This is a genomic window from Novosphingobium mississippiense (assembly GCF_044029535.1).
Lineage (GTDB): Bacteria > Pseudomonadota > Alphaproteobacteria > Sphingomonadales > Sphingomonadaceae > Novosphingobium.
In genome coordinates this window covers 656,116-679,595 of sequence record NZ_CP147003.1, presented here as the reverse complement: position 1 = coordinate 679,595, position 23,480 = coordinate 656,116, and the positions used below count along the sequence as shown (strand labels likewise).

The window sequence follows — 23,480 nt, the reverse complement described above, 5'->3', positions numbered from 1 at the left end:
GGCGACGTGGGGGCACTTGACGGCTCAAGGTGACATTTTTAAATATTTCATAGAAAATAATTAATATCTGCGACCAGCCGATTTTCACCTCAACGGAACCCGTCGAAAATGCAGCTTCCCCAAATCGACAAGGACCAGCGCAGGATCATCCGCGAACTGCGCAAGGCCGGGCCCCTGTCCCGCTCCGCGCTGGGATTGCGCCTGGAAGTGAGCGGCGCGGCGCTGACCAAGCTGTCCCGCTCGCTGATGACCTTGGGCATCCTTGAGGAGATGACCGGTGCGGAAGCGCAGGCGCGCGGCCGGCCGGCGGTGCCGCTGCGCATTGCGCCGGGCGGCGGCTACGCAGTCGGCGCCACCGCACACAAGGGCCTGCTGGACATAGCGCTGCTCGATCTGGCGGGCGGCGTGATCGCCGCCCATCGCGAAACCATACCGCCGATCACACCCGGCGAATTCGCCGGCAGACTGCGCGGGATCACGCATGGATTGGTGGATCGGCACAACCTGCTGGGCCAACGGATGCTGGGCCTTGGCGTGGCGGTACCCGGCCCTGCCATGTCGATCGATGGCGAGCGTTGGAGCGTGGTGGATGCCCTGCCCGAATGGCGCGATGCCCCCTTGCGTGAGATCATGGCGCGCGAACTGGGCTGGCCGCTCTGGCTGGAAAACGACGCCAATGCCGCTGCCCTTGCCGAATTCTATGTGGACGGCCTGCTGCGGGACTTTTCGACCGTGGTCGTCGTCCTGCTCGGCTACGGCATCGGCGCGGGGGTCATCGTCGACGGGCGGCTGGTGCGCGGACAGTTCGGAGTGGCGGGCGAAGTGGGCTGTCTGTTCCCGATGGATCAGCCGCGCCCCAGCCCGCTCGACCTGCTCACCAACTTGCGCGCAGCCGGTTGCGCGGTGACCTCCGTGGCAGAGATTGATCCTGAAGCGGCGGACCAGCGCGATACGATCGAGGCATGGATGGACCGGGCCGCGCGTCAGCTCGAACTCGTCTGCAACACGGCCTTCGCGTGGCTGGATCCCGGTGCGATCGTGCTGGCCGGGCCACTGCCACCGGCGATCCTGCACGGCCTGGGTGAAAGGCTGGACGGCGCCCACCTTGTCACCACATTCGGCGTGCGGCGGCCACCCGTGCGGGTTTCGGGCTTGCGCGGATCGCCGATCACGCTGGGCGCCGCGCTGCTGCCCATCCACGCCCTTTCAGCCGAGGACTGAAAAGGGCGTGGGCCCGCGCTCAAACGCGCTTCAGACCGCCATGCGGAACAGCCAGTAAAGCAGCGCCGCCAGCGCGATCGATGCCGGCAGCGTCAGCACCCATGCCACGGCAAGATTGCGGATCGTGGACATCTGCAGGCCCGATCGGTTCGCCGCCATCGTGCCGGCCACGCCGGATGACAGCACGTGGGTCGTCGAAACCGGCAGGCCCAACGTGTCCGCCCCCATGATCGTGCCCATGGCCACCAGTTCGGCCGCGGCACCCTGCGCGTAAGTGAGATGGGATTTGCCGATCTTCTCACCCACGGTGATGACGATGCGCCGCCAGCCGATCATCGTGCCCAGGCCCAGCGCCAGCGCAACCGCAACCTTGACCCAGGTGGGAATGAAGCGCGTGCCCTTGTCCAGCGAATCCTTGATGCGCGAAAGGGCGGCGTTGTCGGCCTCCGACAGCCCTGCTGCCTGGTCCTTTTCCAGTCGCTTGATCGCTTCGGACGCCAGATACATGTCGTTGCGCACGTTCTTGACCGCTTCGGCCGGCACCCGCGCCAGCGATCCGTACTGGCGCACCTGATCGTCGATATCGGTCACCAGTTCGGCTACGGCGTGACGGGTATCGGGGCCGTACTGCTTGTCGGCAATGTAATGCGTCACCACGGCGCGCGCGGCCGCCGGTGCCATCCGCTCGGCCGGAGGCTGAAGCACCGAAACGGCCGCGACGGCGTTGACGTGGAACTGTTCCGTATATTGTGCGGGCACGGCGCGGTTCAGCGCATAGGCGGTGGGAACCGTACCGATCAGGATCAGCATGATCAGGCCCATGCCCTTCTGCCCGTCGTTCGATCCATGCGCGAAGCTGACGCCGGTGCACGTGAAGATCAGCAGCACGCGGATCCACAGCGGCGGCGGCACGCCCGGTTCCGGCTCACGATAGAGCGCAGGATGACGCACCAGCGCTTTCATTGCCAGGAACAGAAGCGCAGCCAGCGCGAAGCCGATCAGGGGCGAAAACAGCAGGGCCTGCCCGATCTCCACCGCCTTCGACCAGTCCACGCCGGCCGTACCGGACTTGCCCTCCAGATAGGCATTAGCAATGCCGACGCCGATGATGGAGCCGATAAGCGTGTGCGAACTGGAAGAGGGGATGCCCAGCCACCAGGTTGCCAGATTCCAGATGATCGCCGCGATCAGCAGCGCGAAGACCATCGCGAAGCCAGAGTGAGAGCCCACTTTCAGGATCAGCTCCACCGGCAGCAGCGAAACGATGCCGAAAGCCACCGCGCCGCTGGACATCAATACGCCCAGGAAATTGAAGAAGCCGGACCATACCACTGCCGTCGTCGCCGGCATGGCGTTGGTATAGATCACCGTCGCCACGGCATTGGCGGTATCGTGGAAGCCGTTCACGAATTCGAACCCCAGCGCGATCAGCAGGGCGATGAACAGCAGAACGAAAGGCAGGAACGCCGTCGGGTGAACATGCGCCGCCTGCGCATCCCGGAAAACGCTGGACGCGACGTAGAGGATCGAGGCCAGGATCGCCGCCGAAAACCCGAACACACCGGCCTTGCCAAGCCCTTTGTCCAGATCCGGCCGCGCACTTGACGTGCCCCGCAAATCGGACTGGGCGATGCCGATCGTATTATGCATTCGTGCCTCCGGCCAGGGCCCGGACGCCCGCCTTCTGCAAACGACGATTTTCGCGCGGAAAGGGCGAGCGCAGGCTGCTCGAGATATGACGGCGGACAGTCTGGAGCCGATTCACTGCCGTCTTGTGACAGGTGCGTCACATTTCAGGATTGCCCCTTAGGAATATTCCCCAGGGCATCGCCACGCCCCCCGCCTTGCGACAATGTGCGCGTTGCTCATAATGGGGCCATGAACGATTCAGCGAAGCTGACCGATCGCATCATCGGCCGTGACGACCTCCACGCCGCCTGGTCGGCAGGCACCCGGATCCTGACGGATTGCGATCTGGATGAGGGCGATTTCTCGGGTCTCGATCTGGAAGACCTCGTGCTCGAACGATGCTCGCTACGCGGCGCCCGTTTCGACGGGGCAACGCTGGCAAGCGCGCGATTCCTTGGCTGCCGGGCTGCCGAATCCGCGTTCGTCGGCGCCGACCTTGGCAACGCGCTGATCAGCGGCGGCGATTTCAACAACGCCTCTTTCCGCCGCGCGCGCCTGGTGTCTGCCCGGTTCGAACGGTGCAAGTTGACCGGCGCGGACCTGACCGATGCGTCCACGATCGGCATCGCTCTGGAGGAAACGCTGCTGTCCTACGCTCGCCTGCCCGGCATTTCGCTGCGAAAGGCCGTTCTCAAGCGCGTGGACTTGTCCGAAGCCGATCTGCAGAAGGCCGACTTTCGCTTGGCGGTGTTCGAAGACAGTTCCCTGCGCAACGCAACGCTTGCCGGTTCGCGGTTCGAACAGGCAGACTTGCGCGGCGCGGACCTGGGCGGCATCGAACTGATGGACGCCCGCCTGTTTCGGGGGGCGACCATCTCGCGCATCCAGGCAGCCGAACTGCTTTCTCAACTGGGGCTGATCGTCCTGTAGACGCCGACGGCGAAGCCGGCGCCTGAACGAACGCCTCAGCCGATCACTTGCCAAGCGCCTTGGGCGTCTGCGCGCGCACTTCGGTCAAGAGCACGCCAAGGTACTGCTCGGCTTCGGCGGCGTTGCTCTGCGGATAGGCTGCCGTCATTCGGCCGCTCCAATGGCCGTAGTCCACCGTCGTCAGACTGAAACGCCAGGGCTGGTTGTCACGCGTTCCGCTGAACGTGCCGCGATACGCATCCAGTTTCGGATCGGTGGGGATCTTCACCGGACCTTCGGAAACGATCGTCGGCGCGGAAAAGTGCGACATGGCCGCCTGCCGCATGATCAGATAGTGGTCATGGGCCGACATCTCGTCGATCTGGACCACGGCAAAACGCACCACGACGCTTTCCTTGCTGCCGCGCAGCGGATGCGCATAGCTGATGGCCACGTACTGGCCGCTGGGATCGTTGGCCTGTTCCTTCAGGCGCTTGAACCCCTTGAAATTCGCAGGGAAGCGCAGCCCGCTGGCGACGTGGATCAGCGTCGTCCCATCCGGTGCGAACGCGAAGCCTTCCGGAACCGCATTCGAAACGGCTGCCGATGCGGAAGATGGGGCAACAGGCGCCTGGCCTGATGGCGCAGCCACCGCCGGGGCAGCGAGAAGAAAGCCGAGCAACGCGATCGAGACATGGCTTGATGGGGACATCACGCATTCCTGTGACTGAGAGACATGAGGACGGCTTATTGACGCAATCGGTATGCGGCCCGCGAATGATCGTGCGTTCTGTTCTCTTGTCCTGACAATACGATAGAATGCGTGTGCGTCTATCCGTTTTCGCAACACGAATAGTCGCTTCGTCTCATCCCCGACTGCGCGCCTTCAATGAAGCTTTTCTTCAGGGCAGTTCGGGAAGGAAGCCGACCCGCTCCAGCCGGGGCACCGAATCCCGCGCAACCGGCGCCACGGCACCGTTGGCAAGCCTTATCGTGCGATTGCGCCCATCCGCAGTCACTTCCGCTATACCGTCGCGCGCCACCCACCAACTGCGATGCACCTGCTCGCCCGGCATCCCGTCCATTTCGGCGACCGCATCGCGCAGGCGGATCAACACCATTTCGCTGCCGCCCCTGCCGTGAACGCGAACGTAGTGATCCTCGCTCTGCAAGGCGATGACGGGCGCGTTGAATCCAGGGGCCAAGCGGCGCAGCAACCGTGGCCCGTCTGCATCGTCGGCCGCCGCATCCCCGCTGCGATCCGAAACGACTGTTTCAGGCTGCTGCGTCGGCGCCGGATAGGTCCCTTCGTCTGCATCCCGCACGCCGCCGCTGCTGCTGCTGCTACCAAGGGCATCGCGCAACTGTTCGTCGGCCTGCTTTGCCCAATAGGTTACGGCCAGCACGGCGATCGCGCTCAGTACCGAAAAGGGCAGAATTCCGGCGAACCCGTCCAACGAATGGAAATAGGCGCTGGCGCTCCAGGTCCACAGCAGCGCCAATGGAAAGCTGGACAACAGCACACCCCAGAACGCCATGAGCCGTCGGGGCAGAGAAGTCGCATCGGCGATGGCAGTCCAGAGCAGGATCGAGGGGCGGACGAGTACATAGGCCCCCATCAACTGCATCCACCAGCGCCATGTCCGCGCGGCAAAATCGCCGTTGAAGTAGGTTCCGAACGGACCAAGGAATCCGATGATGGCCGCAAAGACCACCATGGCCCAAAGCTCGATCAGGATACGGCGCAGCCAGGTCACACGAACTTCTCCCGGTTCACGACGCGCCAGCTGGAATTTGGCAGATCTTCCCATGTCTTGACGACGCTACCATCGTCCTAGCGCGATTCCGGTTTCCGGCCAATCGTCCCCCGCCATGGCATGCGCAACACCGCCGGTGCGGCAGGGGCCGCCCTTTCGGCGTCACTCCATGGCGCGACGATAGCGGGCGCGCTTTTCGGCAGCATCCTGCCGCGCCGCCGCGATCGCGCGCTCCTCCGTTGCGAATAGCAGTCCTTCGAGAACCGAGCCGAGATGGCGGCGCATCGCGTTTCTGGCCTCCGCCGGATCGCGCGCCTTCAAGGCGTCCAGGATTGCGGTGTGCTCCTCCACCACCGGCTTCACGTTCGCAGTCCGCGCTTTGGCGTGAAGCAGGGCAGCCTCGGGCGATTTGTAGCGCAACTGCCATAGCCGCTCGACGGCTTCGAATATGGCCTTGTTGCGGGTGGCCCGCGCGATGGTGAGGTGAAAGGCCTCGTCCGCCTGCACCGTACCGGCGGGATCGTTGTTTTCCCGCGCGATGGCATCGATCAGCGCTTCGATCTCCCCGATTTCCTCGTCGCTGATCTGGGTTGCCGCCAGCGCCGCCGCCTCTCCTTCGAACAGCAGGCGGGCCTCCGTCAATTCGATGGCGGAGATGTCGAAACCGGAAAGATGCGTCTTGCCCGGCAGGCTCACCACATAAGTGCCCGCCCCGATCCGCACTTCCACCAGGCCCTGCACTTCCAGCGCGATGATCGCTTCCCGCACCGTGGGCCGGCTGACCGAGTAGGTTTGCGCCAAGTCCCGCTCGGCCGGCAAGCGCGTGCCGACCGGCCAGACGCCGTCGGCGATTTCGGCCAGCAGCTTTTGCGCAAGGTCCTGATAGAGCCGGTCGTTCACCCTCGTTCCTCGTCCAATGTTCTTCATGCGGGCGATACCTGCCCGACGGGCTTGCTCAATATTGGCCTGACCAATATGGTGATGCGGTTCGGCCCTTCACAGGGCATCGTGCAACCAATTCGGGAATGCAAGGCAAATGAAAATCACATCGGCCAAAGTGATCGTGACCTGCCCGGGCCGCAATTTCGTCACCCTGAAGATCGAGACGGACCAGGGCGTCCACGGCATCGGCGACGCGACGCTGAACGGGCGCGAGAAATCGGTGGTCGCCTATCTTGAGGATCATGTGGTGCCCTGCCTGATCGGCATGGACCCGCACCGGATCGAGGATATCTGGCAATATCTCTACCGTGGTGCCTATTGGCGGCGCGGCCCCGTGACGATGCGCGCAATCGCAGCGGTGGACGTGGCGTTGTGGGACATCAAGGCCAAGATGGCGGGTATGCCGCTTTATCAGCTTCTGGGCGGGCGCAGCCGCGACGGCGTGATGGTCTATGGCCATGCCAACGGCAGCGACATCGCCGAAACGGTGGAAGCGGTCGGCCAGTATATCGACATGGGCTACAAGGCGATCCGCGCGCAGACCGGCGTGCCTGGAATCCGCGATGCCTATGGCGTGGGCCGGGGCAAGCTCTACTATGAGCCCGCCGACGCGGCGCTGCCCTCGGTAACCGGGTGGGATACGCACAAGGCGCTGAATTATGTGCCGAAGCTGTTCGAAAAGCTTCGCGAGACATACGGGTTCGATCATCACCTGCTGCACGACGGGCACCATCGCTACACGCCGATGGAAGCCGCGCGGCTAGGCAAGGCGCTGGAGCCCTATCAACTGTTCTGGCTGGAGGATTGCACCCCCGCCGAAAACCAGGAAGCGTTCAGGCTGGTGCGCCAGCACACCACCACGCCGCTGGCCGTAGGTGAGGTCTTCAACACGATCTGGGATGCCAAGGATCTGATCCAGAACCAGCTGATCGACTATATCCGCGCCACCATCGTCGGCGCCGGGGGATTGACCCATCTGCGGCGGATCGCGGACCTTGCGGGCCTCTACCAGATCCGCACCGGCTGCCATGGCGCCACCGATCTCTCGCCCGTCACCATGGGGACGGCACTGCATTTCGATACTTGGGTACCGAATTTCGGCATCCAGGAATACATGCGCCATTCCGAAGAGACCGATGCGGTTTTCCCGCATGACTACCGCTTCGAAAAGGGTGAGCTGTTCTGCGGCGAGACGCCCGGCCACGGCGTCGACATCGACGAGGCGCTGGCCGCGAAATATCCCTACAAGCCCGCCTATCTGCCGGTGGCTCGCCTGGATGACGGGACGATGTGGAACTGGTGAGCCAAGTCTCCGCCCCGCCCGGCGCAGGGTCGGGCGGAGCGGAGACTTGGGTTTGGGCGCTTGCCTCAGGCGATTTCCACGACGGATATTAGCGAGAGCCCATCGCCTACAAAAGCGCGGCGATCCAGCATGGCCGTTCTGCTCAGCGCGCGATTTCGATCGCGGCAAGCGCCGCATTGCCCTCTGCGCTCACGAAATCGAGCTTGAGATGGCCGCCGGTGACCGTCACCGGGAACGTGCGCACCAACCCTTTGAGCGGGCCTCCCGCAGCATTCGCGACATTCAGGCCCGTAATCACCGGCGTACCGTTGGCAGTCACCGTCAGGGCCTGCTGCGATGAAGCATCCTTGCGCGGCTCGAATAAGTGAAGCGTGACTTGCCAGGTCCCGTCCTTCAGCGGAATGTCATAGGAAAAGGCATTCCCTTCGCGCCAATAATCGAACAGTTGCGCGTCGGCCGCCTCGACCGTGCGCATCGGCGTCAGGGACCGCCCGCCGAAGCCCGACATGTTGAGAACAGCCGGCTTGCCGCCGCTGACGAACGTGTCCGAACCGAACCGGCGCGCTCCAATCTGCAGGCCCGCAAGGCTGCCCACATCGATGCGAAGCCCTTCCCGCTCGGGATCGGGGCCGTTCCAGACCGCCGTATCGCGCAGCGTTCGCCCGTTCGCGCGCGCCGTCACCACCGCCTCGTTCGCGCCGGGCCGCAGTGCCACGTTCTTCCATTCGCAGACGAAACCGGTGCAGGGCACTTCACCCACCGGCTTGCCATTGAGCGTCAGCGTTGCGGACGGCGCCGTGGCATAGGCCTTGATGCTCGTTACCGGATAGGCGCGATCGACATAGTGCTTGCCGGCAAGATGCAGTTCCGGACCCTGACTCCACGCCGTCCTGTAGAACCAGAAAGCATCCTTTCTGGTCTTGCGATCGGCGGTGACCAGCCCCTTGTCATTGAGGTCCACCGCCGCGCCCTCGCTGCGCAAGTCGCTGGAGAAATCGAACATCGCCCAGACCCAGCTGGCAAAGACGAAATCGCGCTTGGCAATTTCCGGCCATGATTGTTCATGGACCCAGGCCTCGTACTCCTCCGGATGCGGGCGACCGATGAAGTTGACGAAACCGCTCGTCACATCGTCGCTGTGCTGGGTGACCGCCCCGCCCGCGCCATATTCGCTGAGCGACAGGGGAAGCTGCGGATGCGCGCCGTGCAGCTTGTCCAGCGTGGCGCCAAGATCGGCACCGGCCTTCAACGGATTGGGATAATACCAGCCGTAATAGCGGTTATACCCGATCAGATCGGTCGTTCCCGCCAGTTGCTCACCGGCGGTCTGCATCATGCCCACGCCCTCGCAGCAGTCGGCGAAGGTCGTCGGGCGATCGGGATCCTCCTCCTTGGCGACGGCGTTGAGCCGCTTCAGCAGGGCAAGCGGCCGGGGCGCCTCACCCTGAATGCCGAAGCCCTTGGCGGAATCGACTTCGTTGCCCACCGACCACATCAGGATCGCGGGGTGGTTGTAGTTCTGCCGGATCTGTTCGCGCAGCTGCTGTTCGGCATTGGCCCAGAGCGCGCTCGATCCCTCTCCACCGGACAGGCTGGGCGTGGTCACGTAAGGCACTTCGGCCCAGACGACCATGCCCGCCTGATCGGCAAGATCGGACCACTGATCGGCATGTTGGTAATGCGCCTGACGCACCGTGTTGGCGCCCAGTTCCACGATCTGGTGCATATCCTCCGCATGTTGCGCGGGGGTCAGTGCCCATCCGGAGCCCAGCACATCCTGATGGCGGGAAACGCCGTGCAGCTTCAGATGATGGCCATTCAGGAAAAAGCCGGCATCGGCGTCGAACCGGAACGTGCGCAGGCCAAGCGGCTGGCGCACGCTATCCAGCGCCAGCTTCCCGTCCAGCAGCGTGGCGGTGACGTGATAGAGATAGGGATCGGCCCGCCCGTCCCAGCGGTGCGGACGGTCGATGGCCAGGTTGGCCTTCACCTCGGCCGTGCCCGAAGGCAGCGCCACCGCACGGCTGTCCCGCGCGATCAGCTTGCCGGCGGCGTCGCGGATCTCGGTCAACAAAGTCAGGTCGCGCGATGCGGCACCGGAATTGCGCAGACGCGTGCGGACCTCAACGGCGGCGTGCGCATCGGAAATCTCCGTAGCCCGCGCATAGACGCCCGGCCCGCCGTAATCGAGCGGGTCGATCGCGGCAGCAGGCAGTTGCAGCAGCGACACTTCGCGATAAATCCCGCCGTGCACGAAGAAATCACCCGAGAGCGGCAGCACCTCCGCGGTGGAACTGCCCGGTTCGGGCTTGGTGTTGTCCGCGCTCACCACCACCAGATTGCGCGCGCCGGACTTCCACGCGTCGGTCACATCGATGCGGAACCGCGCGAATGCCCCCTTGTGCGTGCCGACATGCCTGCCGTTCACCCAGACTTCGGCAACCCTGCCCACCGCCGCGAAGTCCAGATACTGACGATCCCCCGCCTTCACCGGCGGCGCATCGACCCACAGGCGATACCAGCCCAACCCGTGCCGATTGTCCGTCTCGGCTCCGCGCGTCAGCGCGTAGGCGCCCAGATGATTCCAGGTGTGCGGCACCGAGACCCGATCCCACCCGCTGTCATCGAACGCCGGATCGACCACGGCTTCGGGAACCTTGCCAAAATGGAAACGCCAGCCCTGTGAAAGATCGCGCACCTGCCGGCCATCGGGCGCGGATGCCGCCGGCCCGGCGACGGCGATCGTGGGTGCGATCACGGTCGAACCGGCAACCGCGCCAAGCGCGAGACATGCACCAACCAGTCTGCTGACGGCCATTCCAGAACTCTCCCTGCCGGCTGGCCATTGCGGAGCCAGCTGTGCCAAGCCCGCGTCGGAGCCTTCAAGGACGATAGTGTCAAGCCATTCTAGATAATTGGTCAAGCCAATTTTGTGGAATATCGCCAGCCCGCTACGGTTCGATTGCCATCAAAGGCGGCAACGCGCTTCGGGCAATCCCCGCACGCCGAGGCCGGTGATGCGATAGAGGTAGCCTGCGCCGCCCTCCGCCGGCATCCCGAAATAGGCTGTATCGGCCGTCGTCACGTAGAGTTCATCCAGATCGGCGCCGCCGAACATGACCGAGCCCGGCAGCGAGACCGGCAGGTCTATCGTGCGTTCCAACGTGCCGTCCGGCGCGAATGCGGCGATTTTGCCGCCACGCATGATCGCCACCCAGAGGCGGCCCGCATCATCCACCGTCGCCCCATCCGGCAACCCGCCCAGTTCCTCTGTCGACGCGAAAACGCGCCGCCGACCCGCTGCACCGGTCTCGACATCATAGTCATAGGCATAGATGGTCGAGCGCGCGCAGTCCGAGAAATAGAGCGTGTGGCCATCGGGCGAGAAGCAGGTGCCGTTGGATTGGGCGATGTCTCCAGCAACCCGCGCAAGCCCTGTGGGTGGATCGAAACGGAAGATGCCGCCCACCGGCTGTGGATTGGCAAAATCGGTGGCGCAGGAGCCGATCAGGAAACGGCCCTGCCGGTCCGTTTTTCCATCGTTGAAGGTGGCCTCACGCGGTTGATCCAGCGCCGTTGCCAGTACCGTGCATTCCCCGGTTGCCAGGTTTAGCGACTGCACCGTGTTGCCGATCGCCAGCAGCGCGGTGTCCTCCTCACTCAATGCAAGAGCCGTCGCGGGGCCGGGCGTCACCCATTGTGCCAGTAAACCGTCCGATGGAGCATAGCGCAGCAGGAGGCTCCGGCCGATATCGAGCAGGAATAGCGCCTGCTCCGCCGGGTCCCACACGGGCGCCTCCCCCAAGGCACACCGCACCGCGTCGATCCGCTCGATCTTCATGATCCTCCCCCCAGAGCTTTGCCGCTTACTCTGTGCTCATGGAAAGATTTCGGCAAGCACGTCCCGAGCAACGCCTCACGCGGATGGACGTTTACGCCGTCGCGATCCATGATCGTCGTGTGTCGCCGCAAAGACGGGATCCAGCGCATGAAAGATTTCGGCACATCGATGGCCGCCTTCGAAACGGACTTGAAAAGCCGCCTCGGCGCCGAGTTCTATCCGCCGGACATCGACAAGAAGCATCGGAAGATGGCGCGAAACCCGTTCCTGTTCCTGCGTGCGACATGCTGGCGGTGGGCCGAAGCGGCGGCAGCGATCTGCCCGGAACTGATGAATGCGCCGCCTGTACCCTCCGTAGGCGATGCCCATGCCGGCAACTTCGGGTTATGGCGTGACGCCGAAGCGCGACTGGTATGGGGGATCAACGACTTCGACGAAGCCGCCCGGCTGCCCTATGTGCTGGATCTGGTCCGCCTTTGCGCCAGCGTGTTGCTTGCCGACGATGATGCCGATGCCGGCCAGACGGCTCGCTCGATTCTGGAAGGCTATCGCGCAGGGCTGGACGATCCCACCGCCTTCGTCCTCGAACGCCATCACCTATGGCTCCGCAACGCCTTTGCGGCGACGGACGACCAGCGGGAGGCATTCTGGGCGGAACTGGAAGCGGACAGTCGCGATGGGCCAACCGCCGCCATGAAGAGGGCAATGGTGGCCGCCCTGCCGACACCCGCACCACCGGTTGTCTACGCGCGCCGCTCCGCCGGGGCGGGCAGCCTGGGCCGTGCCCGCTTCGTCGCCTTCGGATCCTATCGCGGAGGACCTATAGCGGTAGAGGCCAAGGCACTGATACCCTCCTGCTGGACGACTGCTGGCGAGGACGGGCTGGCGGAAAAGCTGGCCGGCAACCGCTGGCGCTCGCCCGATCCTTTCCTGAGCTATCAAGAGCACTACGTCGTCCGGCGATTGGCGCCCAACAGCCGGAAGATCGATTTGAGCGAAGCCAATACCGGCCTGCGCGCCAAGTTGCTCGATGCCATGGGGCGCGAACTGGCAAGCATTCACTTGGGCCTTGAACCCTTACGCCAGCCCATCGTCCATGATCTGGAACAGCGCACCGATGACTGGCTGGCCACCGCCGCCAAACGCGTGGCCAAGTGGACGGAAGACGAATTCGAAGCCTTTCGCGCAGGCTCCCTTAAGGCATGACGTCTGTCGGTTCCTTCGTCTTGGCTTTGACGAAGGACGGTTTACGCCCGGCATTGTTCCGCTCGAAAAAGGCAATGAATTCGGCGGGGGAAAGGGCCTTGGCATAAAGCCAGCCCTGCACGAACTCGACACCCGCTTCACGCAGATAGGCTTCCTGTTCGCGCGTTTCCACGCCTTCGGCAACGATGCGCAAGTCCAGCCCGTGCGCCATCTCGATCACGTGCGGGACCACCACGCTGGTCGCAGCCCCCTTGCCGATGGCCTCCACGAAGGACTTGTCGATCTTCAGCGTATCGAGCGGCAGCCGCTCCAGCAGCGAAAGGCTGGAATAGCCGGTACCGAAATCGTCGATGGCGACCAGATGGCCCCGTGCCCGCGCCTTGTCGACCGTCCTCCGCGCGGCAGAGGCGTTCATGAAGCCCCGTTCGGTAGCCTCCAGCCAGATTTGCCGGGGGGCGACGCCGGACGCGGCCATCGCGCGATCCAGCACCGGCAGGAAGCGGCCGCTCTGCATGTCACTGGAGGAGATGTTGATGGCGATGTGCACGCTACGCTCCCGCCGAAGCATCGGCGCAAGGTCGCTCAGCACGGTATCGATCATCAGATCGGTCAGCTTGTCGATCGCCCCGTGGTATTCGGCGAAAGGGATGAAGAAATCGGGATGCACCGAACTGCCATCCGGCCGCTGCCAGCGCAGCAGCGCCTCTGCCCCGACGCACAGGCCGGTCGATAGTTCCATGATGGGCTGGTAGAAAACGCGGAATTCCCGCCGGCGAATGCTGATCGCCAGTTCGCGCTCCAGCGACAGGCGCTGATGCGATATCCAGAAGATCAGCCCCAGCAACATCGCCGAAACCAGCAGGCCGACCGGGATGAGAACCCATACCTCGCGGTCTACCCGGGCCTCCACCAGCGAACGGTCGGTAATCGCAAAGGCACGCAACAGCCCGTTGCTTTTGAAGGAGCCGGCGTAGGCATCCGAACGATCCAGCGCGCCGCCTTCGGCCATCCGATTGGCCACGGCCGGATCGACTTTCCCGTTCACGGCAACCAGCCGCCCGTCCAGTGTCGCCAGGCCCAGCGTCATGTCGGTATCGGTGAGCACGTCGACCAGGCGATCCGGACTGATCAGCGTGGTATAGTCGCCGCGCGAAATCTCCAGCATGTGCGTCGCGCCGGTGACGGTGCGCTGCACGTTCAGGCGTAGGCCGAACCCGTCCGGCAGCATGACCTCCGGCTTGTGCTTGCGAATATCCACGCTTCCCGGAACGACACCCCAACCGGTGCACGCCAGTTTGCCATCGATGAAATAGCCGATCTCGTCGACCGCGCCGGACTGAATGGTCAGCAGGCGCATACGGGCGATATGGGCGGGCGAACAATCGTGCCAGTTTTCCGCCTGCAGCTTCGCCATGATCGTGCGCGCCCGGCCGAAACTGTGATCGGCGCGCTTCAGCGTCCAGTCGCTGTATTCCTGCAAGTGCGCCTGTTCCGCCTGCTGCGCACGGATCCGGCCATAACCTGCAATCGCGACGAGCGGGATCAACGCAGCCAGAACGGCCAGGAGACCTGCAATGATCACGATCCTAAGCCGTTGCATGGCCGCCACTATGTCAGAATTGCCAAGGCATACTACATGGAGTTTTGTTAGCTATTTTCGACTGCCCGACGCGCCGAAGCAATGGAACCTGTCATGACCGGCCGGTCGGCGGCGATCACCATGCGATCCCTTCCCTCCTCCTTTGCCCGCAGCAGAGCGGCGTCGGCGCTGGCGATCAGGTTCCGGACCCCACCCTGCACCGGATAGAGCGCCACGCCCATGGAAACGGTTACCGGACCAAGCGGCTGCCCGTGGTATGCCAGTTTCAGACGCCCCAGCCTTTCCCGGATCGCCACTGCCCGTTCTACCGCCTGCGCCTCATCGAAACCGGGCATCAGCATCAGGAACTCTTCGCCGCCATATCGAAAGACAAAATCCTGATCCTGCTGCACGCTGGCGAACACGCTGGCAACGGTGCGGATCACCAGATCACCCGCATCGTGCCCGAAGGTATCGTTCAGGGCCTTGAAGTGATCGATGTCCAGCATCATGCAGCCCAGCATCGTTCCCGAAGTGTCGGCGTCGGCAGCCAGCCGCGCCAATGTCTCGTCGAGATCGTGGCGGTTGCGCAGGCCGGTCAACGGATCGAACAACGCCTTCGCGCGCAAGGCCTGACGCAAGTTGAGATTGGCAAGCGCAAGGCCGATCGTTTCAGACATCAGTTCAATATAGGCGATCATCGCTTCGTCCGGTTCATGCGCCGGCACCAGATTCTGCAGGACCAGCAGACCGATCGTTTCGCTTTGCGCTGCCAGCGGCACGCAGATCGTCGCGCTCACCGCTTCGGCAGCGACGTGCCTGCAAGGCACGTCGGTAAGCTTGCTGCCGGGGATGTGCACCTGCCCGCGCCGCAAGGCCCAGCAATCGTCCGGTCCGAAGCTGGTTTCTCCGCCCAGCGGCCCCTGCCATTCCGCCGCACAGACCATCATGGAGCGCGACGCATCCAGCACGAACAGCCGCCCGGCAAGCTCAGGTGCAATCTTGGGGGCAAACAGGCGGACGATATCCAGCAGATCGTCCACGGATTCGCAGCCCTGCAAGCGCTGCGCCATGCGGGCCAGCAGTTCGCGAACCGCCCAGTCCGCATCGCGCTGCCGTTCCAGTTTCTGACGTTCCAGCCCGTTCTCCCGGAATATGCGGATCGCCTGCGCCATGTCGCCGATTTCATCCACGTGCGAAAACTGCGGCGGCTCCACCTCGTAATCCTGCTCGGCCAGCCGGTTCACCACGTCACTCAGTCGCACGACGGGCTTCAGGATGCGGCGCTTGAGGATGAAGGCCAGCACGAACAGGAACAGCATGGCGGTAATTCCCACCATGACCTCCGAAACCGATCGCAACCGCTGTGAGGCGACAGTCGCCTGTTCCACCGCAAGATCCGAACGCTGATCAAGGAGATAGCGGAAGCGCTCCATCTGGAAATGCGCGCGTTCAAGCTCCCTCTCATATTCCGGGCCGAAGACGATCCGGCGCGCGCCGTCTGCATCGCTCTTGCGCATGGCGGCGATGGCCGCCTGCTGCTCATCCTCCAGGCTGGCGGCCTGCGTCAGTGCATCCTTCAGCGAATGAAGTTCCTGCTCACCGGCACCCAGATCGCGCAGCCGATTGACGCGCTGCTCGATCGAGCCGATGCCCTGCAGCGTGCGGGAATAGACGATTTCATGGCTGGGATCGCCGGAAACCGCGAAGAGCCGCGCCTGATCGGTAAGCTCGGAAAGGTCGTTCTCGATCTGGGCCGTCAGTTCGTCGAACCTGTCGCGCTGCTGCACGGCATCCCGTTCTACCCGGTCAGCACCGGACGCCAAGATCATCGTGATGCCAGCGGCTATCGTCAGCGCAACCGTCGCCCCATAGGCCCAATTGGTGATCGTCGCGATGCGCATGTTTCCCCTCTTCTAAATGCCCATCGTTACGATTCAATACCCGCTCCACTAGGTAGACGCGAGAAGGGATGCATCCGACGTGGCGGCACGACAGTATTCATGAGGGCCACTCATGATTGCAATGTAGAGGCAGCGATTGAACCGCGCAGCGATTTATGCGTTATCTTCGTTACTCTAAGCGCGCAGGCGATACCTGCGATAAAACGGCCAAACAGCACCAGACCAACATGAAGGGCGACGCGATGGAAATCGGCGGAGATTTGAACCTGTCTCGCCGCGGCGTGCTGGCGGCGGGCGCCACGTCGGCTGCGATAGCCACCGCACCTGCGGCAGTCGGCGCATCGCTTTCACCCCCCTGTGCTTCGGCCACGCCGACCATGCCCGTCCGTTTCACCGTCAATGGCAAGCCCGTCCGCCTCACCTTGGATACCCGCACCACGCTGCTCGACGCCCTGCGTGAGCATCTGCGGCTGACCGGCACCAAGAAGGGCTGCGACCACGGCCAGTGCGGCGCCTGCACGGTGATCGTCAACGGCATGCGCATCAATTCCTGCCTCAGCCTGGCGATTCAGCATGAGGGGGACGAAGTCACGACGATCGAAGGGCTCGGCACGCCGGAGCATCTCCACCCGATGCAGGCGGCCTTCATCCGCCATGATGGTTATCAGTGCGGATATTGCACCCCGGGCCAGATTTGTTCGGCGGTATCGGTGCTCAACGAAATCGCGCAGGGCGTGCCCAGCCATGTGCAGGACGACATCGTCGCACATGCCAGCCCATCCAACATCGAAATGCGAGAGCGGATGAGCGGCAACATCTGCCGATGCGGCGCCTATTCCAACATTGCCGAGGCCATGGCCGAAGTCGCCGGTATCGCTGGCGGGGAGACGCAAGCATGAGGGCGTTTACTTATGAACGAGCCAGCAGCCCGGCGCAGGCTGCGGCGGCCGTAACCGCCCACCCCGGGGCGCGTTTCCTGGCGGGGGGTACCAACCTGCTGGACCTGATGAAGCTGGAGATCGAAACGCCCACGCATCTTGTCGACGTGCAGGATCTGGACCTCAACCGCATTGAGGAAACCCACGAGGGCGGGCTGCGGATCGGCGCGCTGGTCACCAATACGGCGCTGGCGTCTGACCCGCGCGTGCGGCGCGACTATGGTGTATTGACGCGCGCCATCGTCGCCGGGGCAAGCGGGCAGCTTCGCAACAAGGCCACCACGGCGGGCAACCTGATGCAGCGCACCCGCTGCCCCTATTTCTACGATACCAACATGCCCTGCAACAAGCGTCGCCCCGGTTCGGGGTGCGGCGCGATCGAGGGCTTTTCCCGCCCGCTTGCCGTGATCGGCAGTTCCGACCAGTGCATCGCCACCTATCCCGGCGACATGGCCGTGGCGCTGCGCGTGCTGGATGCCACGGTGGAGACGATCCGCGCGGACGGCGCCGCCCGCTCCATCCCCATCGCCGAATTCCATCGCCTTCCCGCGAACGAGCCCCAGCGGGACAATGCGCTGGCGCCGGGCGAACTGATCACCTCCGTCACCCTGCCCAAGCCAATCGGCGGCACGCATCTCTATCACAAGGTGCGCGACCGGGCGTCCTACGCCTTCGCTCTGGTATCGGTGGCGGCGGTGATTTGCCGCGACGGCACCGGCCGCGTCGCCTTCGGCGGCGTGGCAGCCCGGCCCTGGCGGGTGGAGGCGGCGGAAACGAAGATGCCGCAAGGCGCGCGCGCAGTGACGGCCGAAGTCTTCGCCGATGCCCGCCCCACCGAACAGAACCGGTTCAAGATCACTCTGGCCCAGCGCACCTTGGCCCGCGTGATCGACGAAGCGAAAGGCTGACCCGTCATGAAGTTCGAGGCTGCCGCAGGCGAAAACCTGTTCGACCGATCCAGGCTGGTCGGCCAGTCCACGCCGCGCATCGACGGTCCGCTGAAGACCACCGGCACCGCACCTTACGCCTATGAACGGCATGACGTGGTGGCGAACCAGGCCTATGGCTATATCGTCGGCGCCGCCATCGCCAAGGGCCGCATCGTTGCCATGGATACATCCCATGCCCGCGCGGCGCCCGGCGTTCTTGCGGTTATCGCCGCGCCCGAGACCAAGCCCGTGGGCAAGGGTATGTCGAACAATGCCCCCCTGTTCGGGGGCAGCGAGGTTTCGCACTACCATCAGGCCGTGGCCTGCGTGGTTGCCGAAACCTTCGAGCAGGCGCGTGCCGCCGCCGCGCTGATCCGCACGCAGTACCAGCATAGCCAGGGCAATTTCGACCTTGGCAGTGCCGCACCCACCGCGCCACTGGCGAAAGGCGATGACGGCAAGCCCGATCGGCAGACGCTGGGTGACTTCGAAACCGCCTTTGCGGCCGCGCCGGTCACGGTGGATGCCCGCTATACCACGCCTGACGAAAGCCATGCGATGATGGAGCCGCACGCCACCATCGCCGCCTGGCAGGGCGAGCAACTGACCTTGTGGACATCGAACCAGATGATCGCCTGGGCCAAGCGCAGCATGGCGAAAATCCTTCAGATGGATGAGGCCAACGTGCGCATCGTTTCGCCCTATATCGGTGGCGGTTTTGGTGGAAAGCTGTTCGTTCGCGCCGATGCCGTGTTGGCTGCGCTGGGTGCGCGCGCCGCGGGACGGCCGGTCAAAGTGGCGCTGCAACGTCCGCTGATGGCGAACAATACCACGCATCGGCACGCCACGATCCAGCGACTGCGCATCGGTGCCGGTCGGGACGGGCTGATCACCGCCATCGCGCACGAAAACTGGTCCGGCAACCTGAATGGCGACGATGGCGAAAACGGCACGCTTCAGACGCCTAAACTCTATGCCGGTGCCAACCGGCTCGTCGCCAACTACATCGCCACGCTGGATTTACCCGAAGGCAATGCGATGCGCGCGCCCGGTGAAGCGCCCGGACATCTCGCGCTGGAAGTGGCGATGGATGAACTGGCCGAAAAGCTGGGAATCGATCCGATCGAACTGCGCATCCGCAACGAACCGCAGACGGTTCCCGGCGGATCCGGCAAGCGCTTTTCGGACCGCAATCTGCTGCGGTGCCTGAAAGAAGGGGCGGAACGCTTCGGCTGGTCTCGCCGCAATCCGCGCCCAGGGCAGGTTCGCGAGGGGCGATGGCTGATCGGCATGGGAGTCGCCGCCGGCTATCGCGGCGCCCCCACCATGCAATCGGGCGCGCGGGTCAGTCTGGGGTCCGCCGGCCGACTGACCGTGGAAACCGACATGACCGATATCGGCACCGGATCCTATACGATCATCGCACAGACGGCGGCCGAGGTGATGGGGCTGCCGCTCGACAAGGTGACGGTCGTATTGGGCGATTCCGCCTCCCCCGCTTCGTCAGGTTCCGGCGGGCAATGGGGCGCGGCCAGTTCGACCGCCGGCGTCTATGCCGCCTGCGTCAACCTGCGGCGGGCGATCGGGCAAAAGCTGGGTTTCGACGGCGATGCCGCGCTATTTGCCGGGGAACGCATCGTGGCGGGAAATCGCTCGTTCGAACTGTCGGATGCAGGGGAAATCTCGGCAGAGGACACGATCAGTTTCGGCGCCTTCAAGCGCGACTATGACGTGGGCACGTATGCGGGCCATTTCTGCGAAGTGGCCGTAGACGCCTATACCGGTGAATGCCGCATCCGCAGAATGCTCGCCGTGTGCGACGCGGGGCGCATCCTCAATCCGCTATCCGCGCGCAGCCAGGTCATCGGCGCGATGGTCATGGCAGCCGGGGCCGCGCTGATGGAGGAACTGGCGGTGGACAAGCGGTTCGGCTTCTTCGTCAACCACGACCTTGCCGGCTACGAGGTGCCCGTTCACGCCGATATTCCGCATCAGGAAGTGATCTTTCTGGACACGCTGGATCCGATCGTTTCACCGATGAAAGCCAAGGGCGTGGGCGAACTGGGCATTTGCGGCCCGGGTGCCGCCGTTGCCAACGCCCTTTACAACGCCACCGGCACAAGGGTGCGCGATTATCCGATCACGCTGGACAAGTATCTGGACCACTTGGCCTGACAGCACCCAGCATGGCCGCCACCCGTTCGGCGATCGCCATGGAGGATGTGAGACCGGGCGATTCAATGCCGAACAGGTTGATCAGCCCGGGCAACCCGTGGGTTTCCTCTCCCTGCAGCACGAAATCCGCGGTTGCCATGCCCGGCCCGGCAAGCTTGGGGCGGATCCCGGCATAAGCGGGTTGTAGCCGCTCCTCCTCCACGCCGGGCCAGATCCGCCGTGCAGCCGCCAGAAATTCGGGCTTGAGCGCCGGATCCACCGTGTAATCGATCGCGTCGACCCAATGGATATCGGGGCCGAACCGCGCCTGCCCACCAAGATCCAGCGTAAAATGCGTACCAAGGCTGGCTGGGCCAGGCACCGGATAGATCAGCCGGGCAAACGGGACCTTGCCGCCATAGGAGAAATAGCAACCCTTGGCGAGGAACAGCGGCGGCACCAGCGCGGGATCAAGCGCATCGATGCACCGAGCGACGGCCTGCGCGCCAAGCCCGGCGGCATTGACGAGGATCGGCGCCGTCACCCGCGTACCGGCCACCGTAGCTTCCCAGCCGGACCCGGTTCGGGCCACGCGCTCCACAGGCGCGTCGCACACCAGCATCGCGCCGTTCGCCTCCGCCTCACCCAGCAGCGCCAGCATCAGTTCGTGCTGGTCGACGATTCCACTGGAGGGCGAATGAACGGCGCCAAGGCACGCCAGTTCCGGCTCGATCGCGCGAACCTGTGCCGGATCGAGCCGAACCAGATCCTCCACCCCGGCCGCGGCACCCCGCGCCAGCACGGCATCGATAGCGGGAAGCTCCGCCTCGCTCGTGGCGATGATCAGCTTGCCGCAGCGCCGATGGGCAACGCCGCGCCTTTCGCAGAAATCATAAAGAAGGCGGCGCCCTTCAACGCAAAGCCGTGCCTTCAGCGATCCGTCTGGATAGTAGAGCCCGGCGTGGATGACCCCGCTGTTGCGCGACGACGTGATCATGCCGAACTGCCGCTCGCGCTCAAGGACCAGCACTTCATGCCCGGCGAGCGCCAGCACTCGCGCAACGGCGAGCCCCACGACCCCTGCCCCCACCACGATTGCGCCCGTTTCTTCCATGCTTTCACAGTACTCCGCGATGCGATCCGGTCGAGCCCTATTCTCGCGCCATCATGACCCCGCGCCATCAACGGCACAGTATGCAGCAAGTCATGGATAAATCACCGGATTGCGCAACGCCGGAAAAGATGTCACCCCTCGCTTGCGCATAGGCCTGCAGCCAGATTCATTGACTATATTACACCGGCAAAACAGGCGGACGCGCTCTGCAATAATGGGATCGAGATCGAATATACCGGGGCACCGACAGGGCACCAGATAGGGGAAACAGGATGAAACGCGCGACCATTGCCACGCTTGCCGTTCTTCTCTCGCTATGGGCCGCGCTGCCGGCTGTCGCCCAGGACTTCGTGTTCCCCGCCGGCTTTCGAACCGAAGAAATCGCTACCAACGGCACAACCCTGCACGTGCGCGTGGGTGGATCGGGCCCTGCCGTGCTGCTGATCCACGGCTATGGCGATACCGGCGACATGTGGCAGCCCCTTGCCGCCGAGCTGATGCGCGATCACACCGTCATCGTACCGGACCTGCGTGGCCTGGGCTTGTCCGCCACTGCCACCACCGGCTTCACCAAGAAGAACCAGGCCGAGGACATGGCCGGCGTGCTTGATCGCCTCCACGTGAAGCAGGCGGACGTCGTCGGCCACGATATCGGCAACATGGTGGCCTTCGCCTTCGCCGAAGCACATCCGGACCGTACCACTCATCTGGTCATGATGGATGCACCAGTGCCGGGCGTTGGCCCCTGGGACGAAATCCTGAAGAATCCCCTGCTCTGGCACTTCCGCTTCGGCGGGCCCGACATGGAACGACTGGTGGCCGGGCGTGAGCGCATCTATCTCGATCGCTTCTGGAACGACTTCGCCGCCAGCCGCACGGCATTTCCCGAAAGTGCGCGCGTTCACTACGCAAAGCTCTATGCGGCGCCCGGGCGCATGCACGCGGGCTTTTCCCAGTTCGCGGCCTTCGATCAGGACGTGATCGATAACCGCGCCTTCGTTGCCCGCGGTCCATTGCAAATGCCCGTGCTCGCAATCGGCGGAGGCCATTCGCTGGGGTCGGCAATGGCAGGCATCATGCGCACCGCCGCAGGCAATGTGACCGAACTGGTGATCCCGGATTCCGGCCACTGGCTGATGGAGGAACAGCCCAAGCAGACGGTCGGTGCCATCGCCGCTTTCCTGCGCAAGAGCCCTGCCCAATCGAATTGAACACGACCCGCCGATTAATCGAATTTCATCGCAAAGCCACGAATTATTAAGAAGAGCAACATAGCCCTCGACCAATAGGTGCCACACAAGAGGGCGATATGTTGAAGCAGACGGCGGCCGCGGCGGCGGTTGTTCTTGGCGGTGCTTATATGTTCGGGGCCCTTGGTCCTCAAAGCTATTCCCGGGACGTCGGCAGGCCCGAAGGCGAAGTGATGGCCGCGCTGGCGGATTTGGACATCACGGCGCAGCCCGGTGCACCGGGAGGCACAGCGGAACGGGCGGGTGGCATACGGCCGATCTTCAGGTTGGAGAAGGCGGCCGACCACATGACCTGGTACGTCATGAGCGGCGACCAGGTCGCCACCGCGATGACCGCACATTTCGAACCATTCGACAATGGCCGGCAAACCCACGTTACCACCAGCGTCGAACGCGGCGATGCCCCTGACGATTTCGTGTCACCCGCGTTTCGATCACGCGGGCTTACGATGGGCCTTTTCGGCATGGCGCTGGAGGACGAGCTGAACAAGCTAACCAAGCCCCGCTCCTACAACGTGGCGACCTGCGAGCAGATCATGGCCGATTTCCAGCGCGCAAACGAAGCGGCCGGGGTGAGCCGCCCCGACAATCTATCTCAGGCCGTCGGCGGAACCGCGAAGACGATTATGCGGATGCAAGCCGTCGAAGCCGAGTTACGACGCAACGGTTGCCCCATGGGTGACAGCGATCAAGGCTTCAAGCCCGTGCAGTCAACCATGGCCGGCAGTTCCCGTTCGATGACCGAAGATGGCCCGAATTCGGAGGCCGGCGGCTGGGGGCCGACAACCACGACCGCCAACTGAG

General features: G+C 64.0%; 18 protein-coding genes. 9 read left to right on the top strand and 9 right to left on the bottom strand.

Going from position 1 to position 23,480, the window contains the following annotated elements; all coding sequences use genetic code 11:
- Positions 1–108: 108 nt before the first annotated feature.
- Positions 109–1,221 (top strand): ROK family protein, encoded by a 1,113-nt coding sequence (locus WBP06_RS21710; RefSeq protein ID WP_395337153.1) that lies wholly within the window; start codon positions 109–111, stop codon positions 1,219–1,221.
- Positions 1,222–1,251: 30 nt separating this feature from the next.
- Here WBP06_RS21710 and WBP06_RS21705 read toward each other — a convergent pair whose 3' ends face one another.
- Positions 1,252–2,871, bottom strand: a complete 1,620-nt coding sequence (locus WBP06_RS21705) for an inorganic phosphate transporter (protein WP_395337152.1) — start codon at positions 2,869–2,871, stop codon at positions 1,252–1,254.
- Positions 2,872–3,099: 228 nt separating this feature from the next.
- On the opposite strand from WBP06_RS21705, the gene WBP06_RS21700 reads away from it, so the two are divergent.
- On the top strand, positions 3,100–3,780 hold the full coding sequence (locus WBP06_RS21700) for a pentapeptide repeat-containing protein (RefSeq protein ID WP_395337151.1): 681 nt from the start codon (positions 3,100–3,102) through the stop codon (positions 3,778–3,780).
- Between the two features lie 43 nt (positions 3,781–3,823).
- On the opposite strand, the gene WBP06_RS21695 is transcribed toward WBP06_RS21700, so the two are convergent.
- The 3 genes from WBP06_RS21695 to WBP06_RS21685 form a co-directional block, all read right to left on the bottom strand.
- Positions 3,824–4,471 carry a hypothetical protein gene (locus tag WBP06_RS21695; RefSeq protein WP_395337150.1) on the bottom strand — a complete coding sequence of 216 codons (648 nt, stop codon included), beginning with the start codon at positions 4,469–4,471 and terminating at the stop codon, positions 3,824–3,826.
- Between the two features lie 190 nt (positions 4,472–4,661).
- Positions 4,662–5,516, bottom strand: a complete 855-nt coding sequence (locus WBP06_RS21690; RefSeq protein WP_395337149.1) for a LytTR family DNA-binding domain-containing protein — start codon at positions 5,514–5,516, stop codon at positions 4,662–4,664.
- Positions 5,517–5,678: 162 nt separating this feature from the next.
- A complete protein-coding gene (locus tag WBP06_RS21685; RefSeq protein WP_395337148.1) occupies positions 5,679–6,443 on the bottom strand; it encodes a FadR/GntR family transcriptional regulator in 765 nt (254 codons plus the stop codon).
- A 109-nt stretch (positions 6,444–6,552) separates the two neighbouring features.
- Here WBP06_RS21685 and manD point away from each other — a divergent pair, with 109 nt between their 5' ends.
- On the top strand, positions 6,553–7,761 hold the full coding sequence (manD, locus tag WBP06_RS21680) for a D-mannonate dehydratase ManD (protein WP_395337147.1): 1,209 nt from the start codon (positions 6,553–6,555) through the stop codon (positions 7,759–7,761).
- Positions 7,762–7,903: 142 nt separating this feature from the next.
- Here the strand turns inward: manD and WBP06_RS21675 are convergent, their stop codons facing one another.
- Both WBP06_RS21675 and WBP06_RS21670 read right to left on the bottom strand, forming a co-directional pair.
- A complete protein-coding gene (locus WBP06_RS21675; RefSeq protein ID WP_395337145.1) occupies positions 7,904–10,579 on the bottom strand; it encodes a glycoside hydrolase family 2 TIM barrel-domain containing protein in 2,676 nt (891 codons plus the stop codon).
- 150 nt (positions 10,580–10,729) lie between these two features.
- A complete protein-coding gene (locus WBP06_RS21670) occupies positions 10,730–11,602 on the bottom strand; it encodes an SMP-30/gluconolactonase/LRE family protein (protein WP_395337144.1) in 873 nt (290 codons plus the stop codon).
- A 147-nt stretch (positions 11,603–11,749) separates the two neighbouring features.
- On the opposite strand from WBP06_RS21670, the gene WBP06_RS21665 reads away from it, so the two are divergent.
- Entirely contained in the window at positions 11,750–12,808 is a 1,059-nt protein-coding gene (locus WBP06_RS21665; RefSeq protein WP_395337143.1) for a DUF2252 family protein, read from the top strand.
- Here WBP06_RS21665 and WBP06_RS21660 read toward each other — a convergent pair.
- The gene (locus WBP06_RS21660) at positions 12,798–14,390 is read right to left on the bottom strand and encodes an EAL domain-containing protein (protein ID WP_395337142.1); all 1,593 of its coding nucleotides are present in this window, start codon (positions 14,388–14,390) and stop codon (positions 12,798–12,800) included. The genes WBP06_RS21665 and WBP06_RS21660 overlap by 11 nt on opposite strands.
- Positions 14,391–14,455: 65 nt before the next feature.
- Entirely contained in the window at positions 14,456–16,291 is a 1,836-nt protein-coding gene (locus WBP06_RS21655) for a diguanylate cyclase (RefSeq protein ID WP_395337140.1), read from the bottom strand.
- A gap of 227 nt (positions 16,292–16,518) precedes the next feature.
- Between WBP06_RS21655 and paoA the strand changes: the two genes are divergently transcribed.
- The 3 genes from paoA to paoC are packed head-to-tail and all read left to right on the top strand — an operon-like array spanning position 16,519 to position 20,333.
- On the top strand, positions 16,519–17,190 hold the full coding sequence (gene paoA, locus WBP06_RS21650) for an aldehyde dehydrogenase iron-sulfur subunit PaoA (RefSeq protein WP_395337139.1): 672 nt from the start codon (positions 16,519–16,521) through the stop codon (positions 17,188–17,190).
- Complete coding sequence (locus tag WBP06_RS21645) at positions 17,187–18,137, top strand: FAD binding domain-containing protein (RefSeq protein ID WP_395337137.1); 951 nt, start codon at positions 17,187–17,189, stop codon at positions 18,135–18,137. The genes paoA and WBP06_RS21645 overlap by 4 nt, the downstream gene beginning before the upstream one ends.
- Before the next feature lie 6 nt (positions 18,138–18,143).
- Positions 18,144–20,333, top strand: a complete 2,190-nt coding sequence (paoC, locus tag WBP06_RS21640) for an aldehyde oxidoreductase molybdenum-binding subunit PaoC (RefSeq protein WP_395337136.1) — start codon at positions 18,144–18,146, stop codon at positions 20,331–20,333.
- On the opposite strand, the gene WBP06_RS21635 is transcribed toward paoC, so the two are convergent.
- Entirely contained in the window at positions 20,299–21,426 is a 1,128-nt protein-coding gene (locus tag WBP06_RS21635; protein ID WP_395337135.1) for an NAD(P)/FAD-dependent oxidoreductase, read from the bottom strand. The genes paoC and WBP06_RS21635 overlap by 35 nt on opposite strands.
- A 272-nt stretch (positions 21,427–21,698) precedes the next feature.
- On the opposite strand from WBP06_RS21635, the gene WBP06_RS21630 reads away from it, so the two are divergent.
- Both WBP06_RS21630 and WBP06_RS21625 read left to right on the top strand, forming a co-directional pair.
- On the top strand, positions 21,699–22,637 hold the full coding sequence (locus tag WBP06_RS21630; RefSeq protein ID WP_395337134.1) for an alpha/beta fold hydrolase: 939 nt from the start codon (positions 21,699–21,701) through the stop codon (positions 22,635–22,637).
- Between the two features lie 98 nt (positions 22,638–22,735).
- Complete coding sequence (locus WBP06_RS21625; RefSeq protein ID WP_395337133.1) at positions 22,736–23,479, top strand: hypothetical protein; 744 nt, start codon at positions 22,736–22,738, stop codon at positions 23,477–23,479.
- Position 23,480 lies beyond the last annotated feature (1 nt).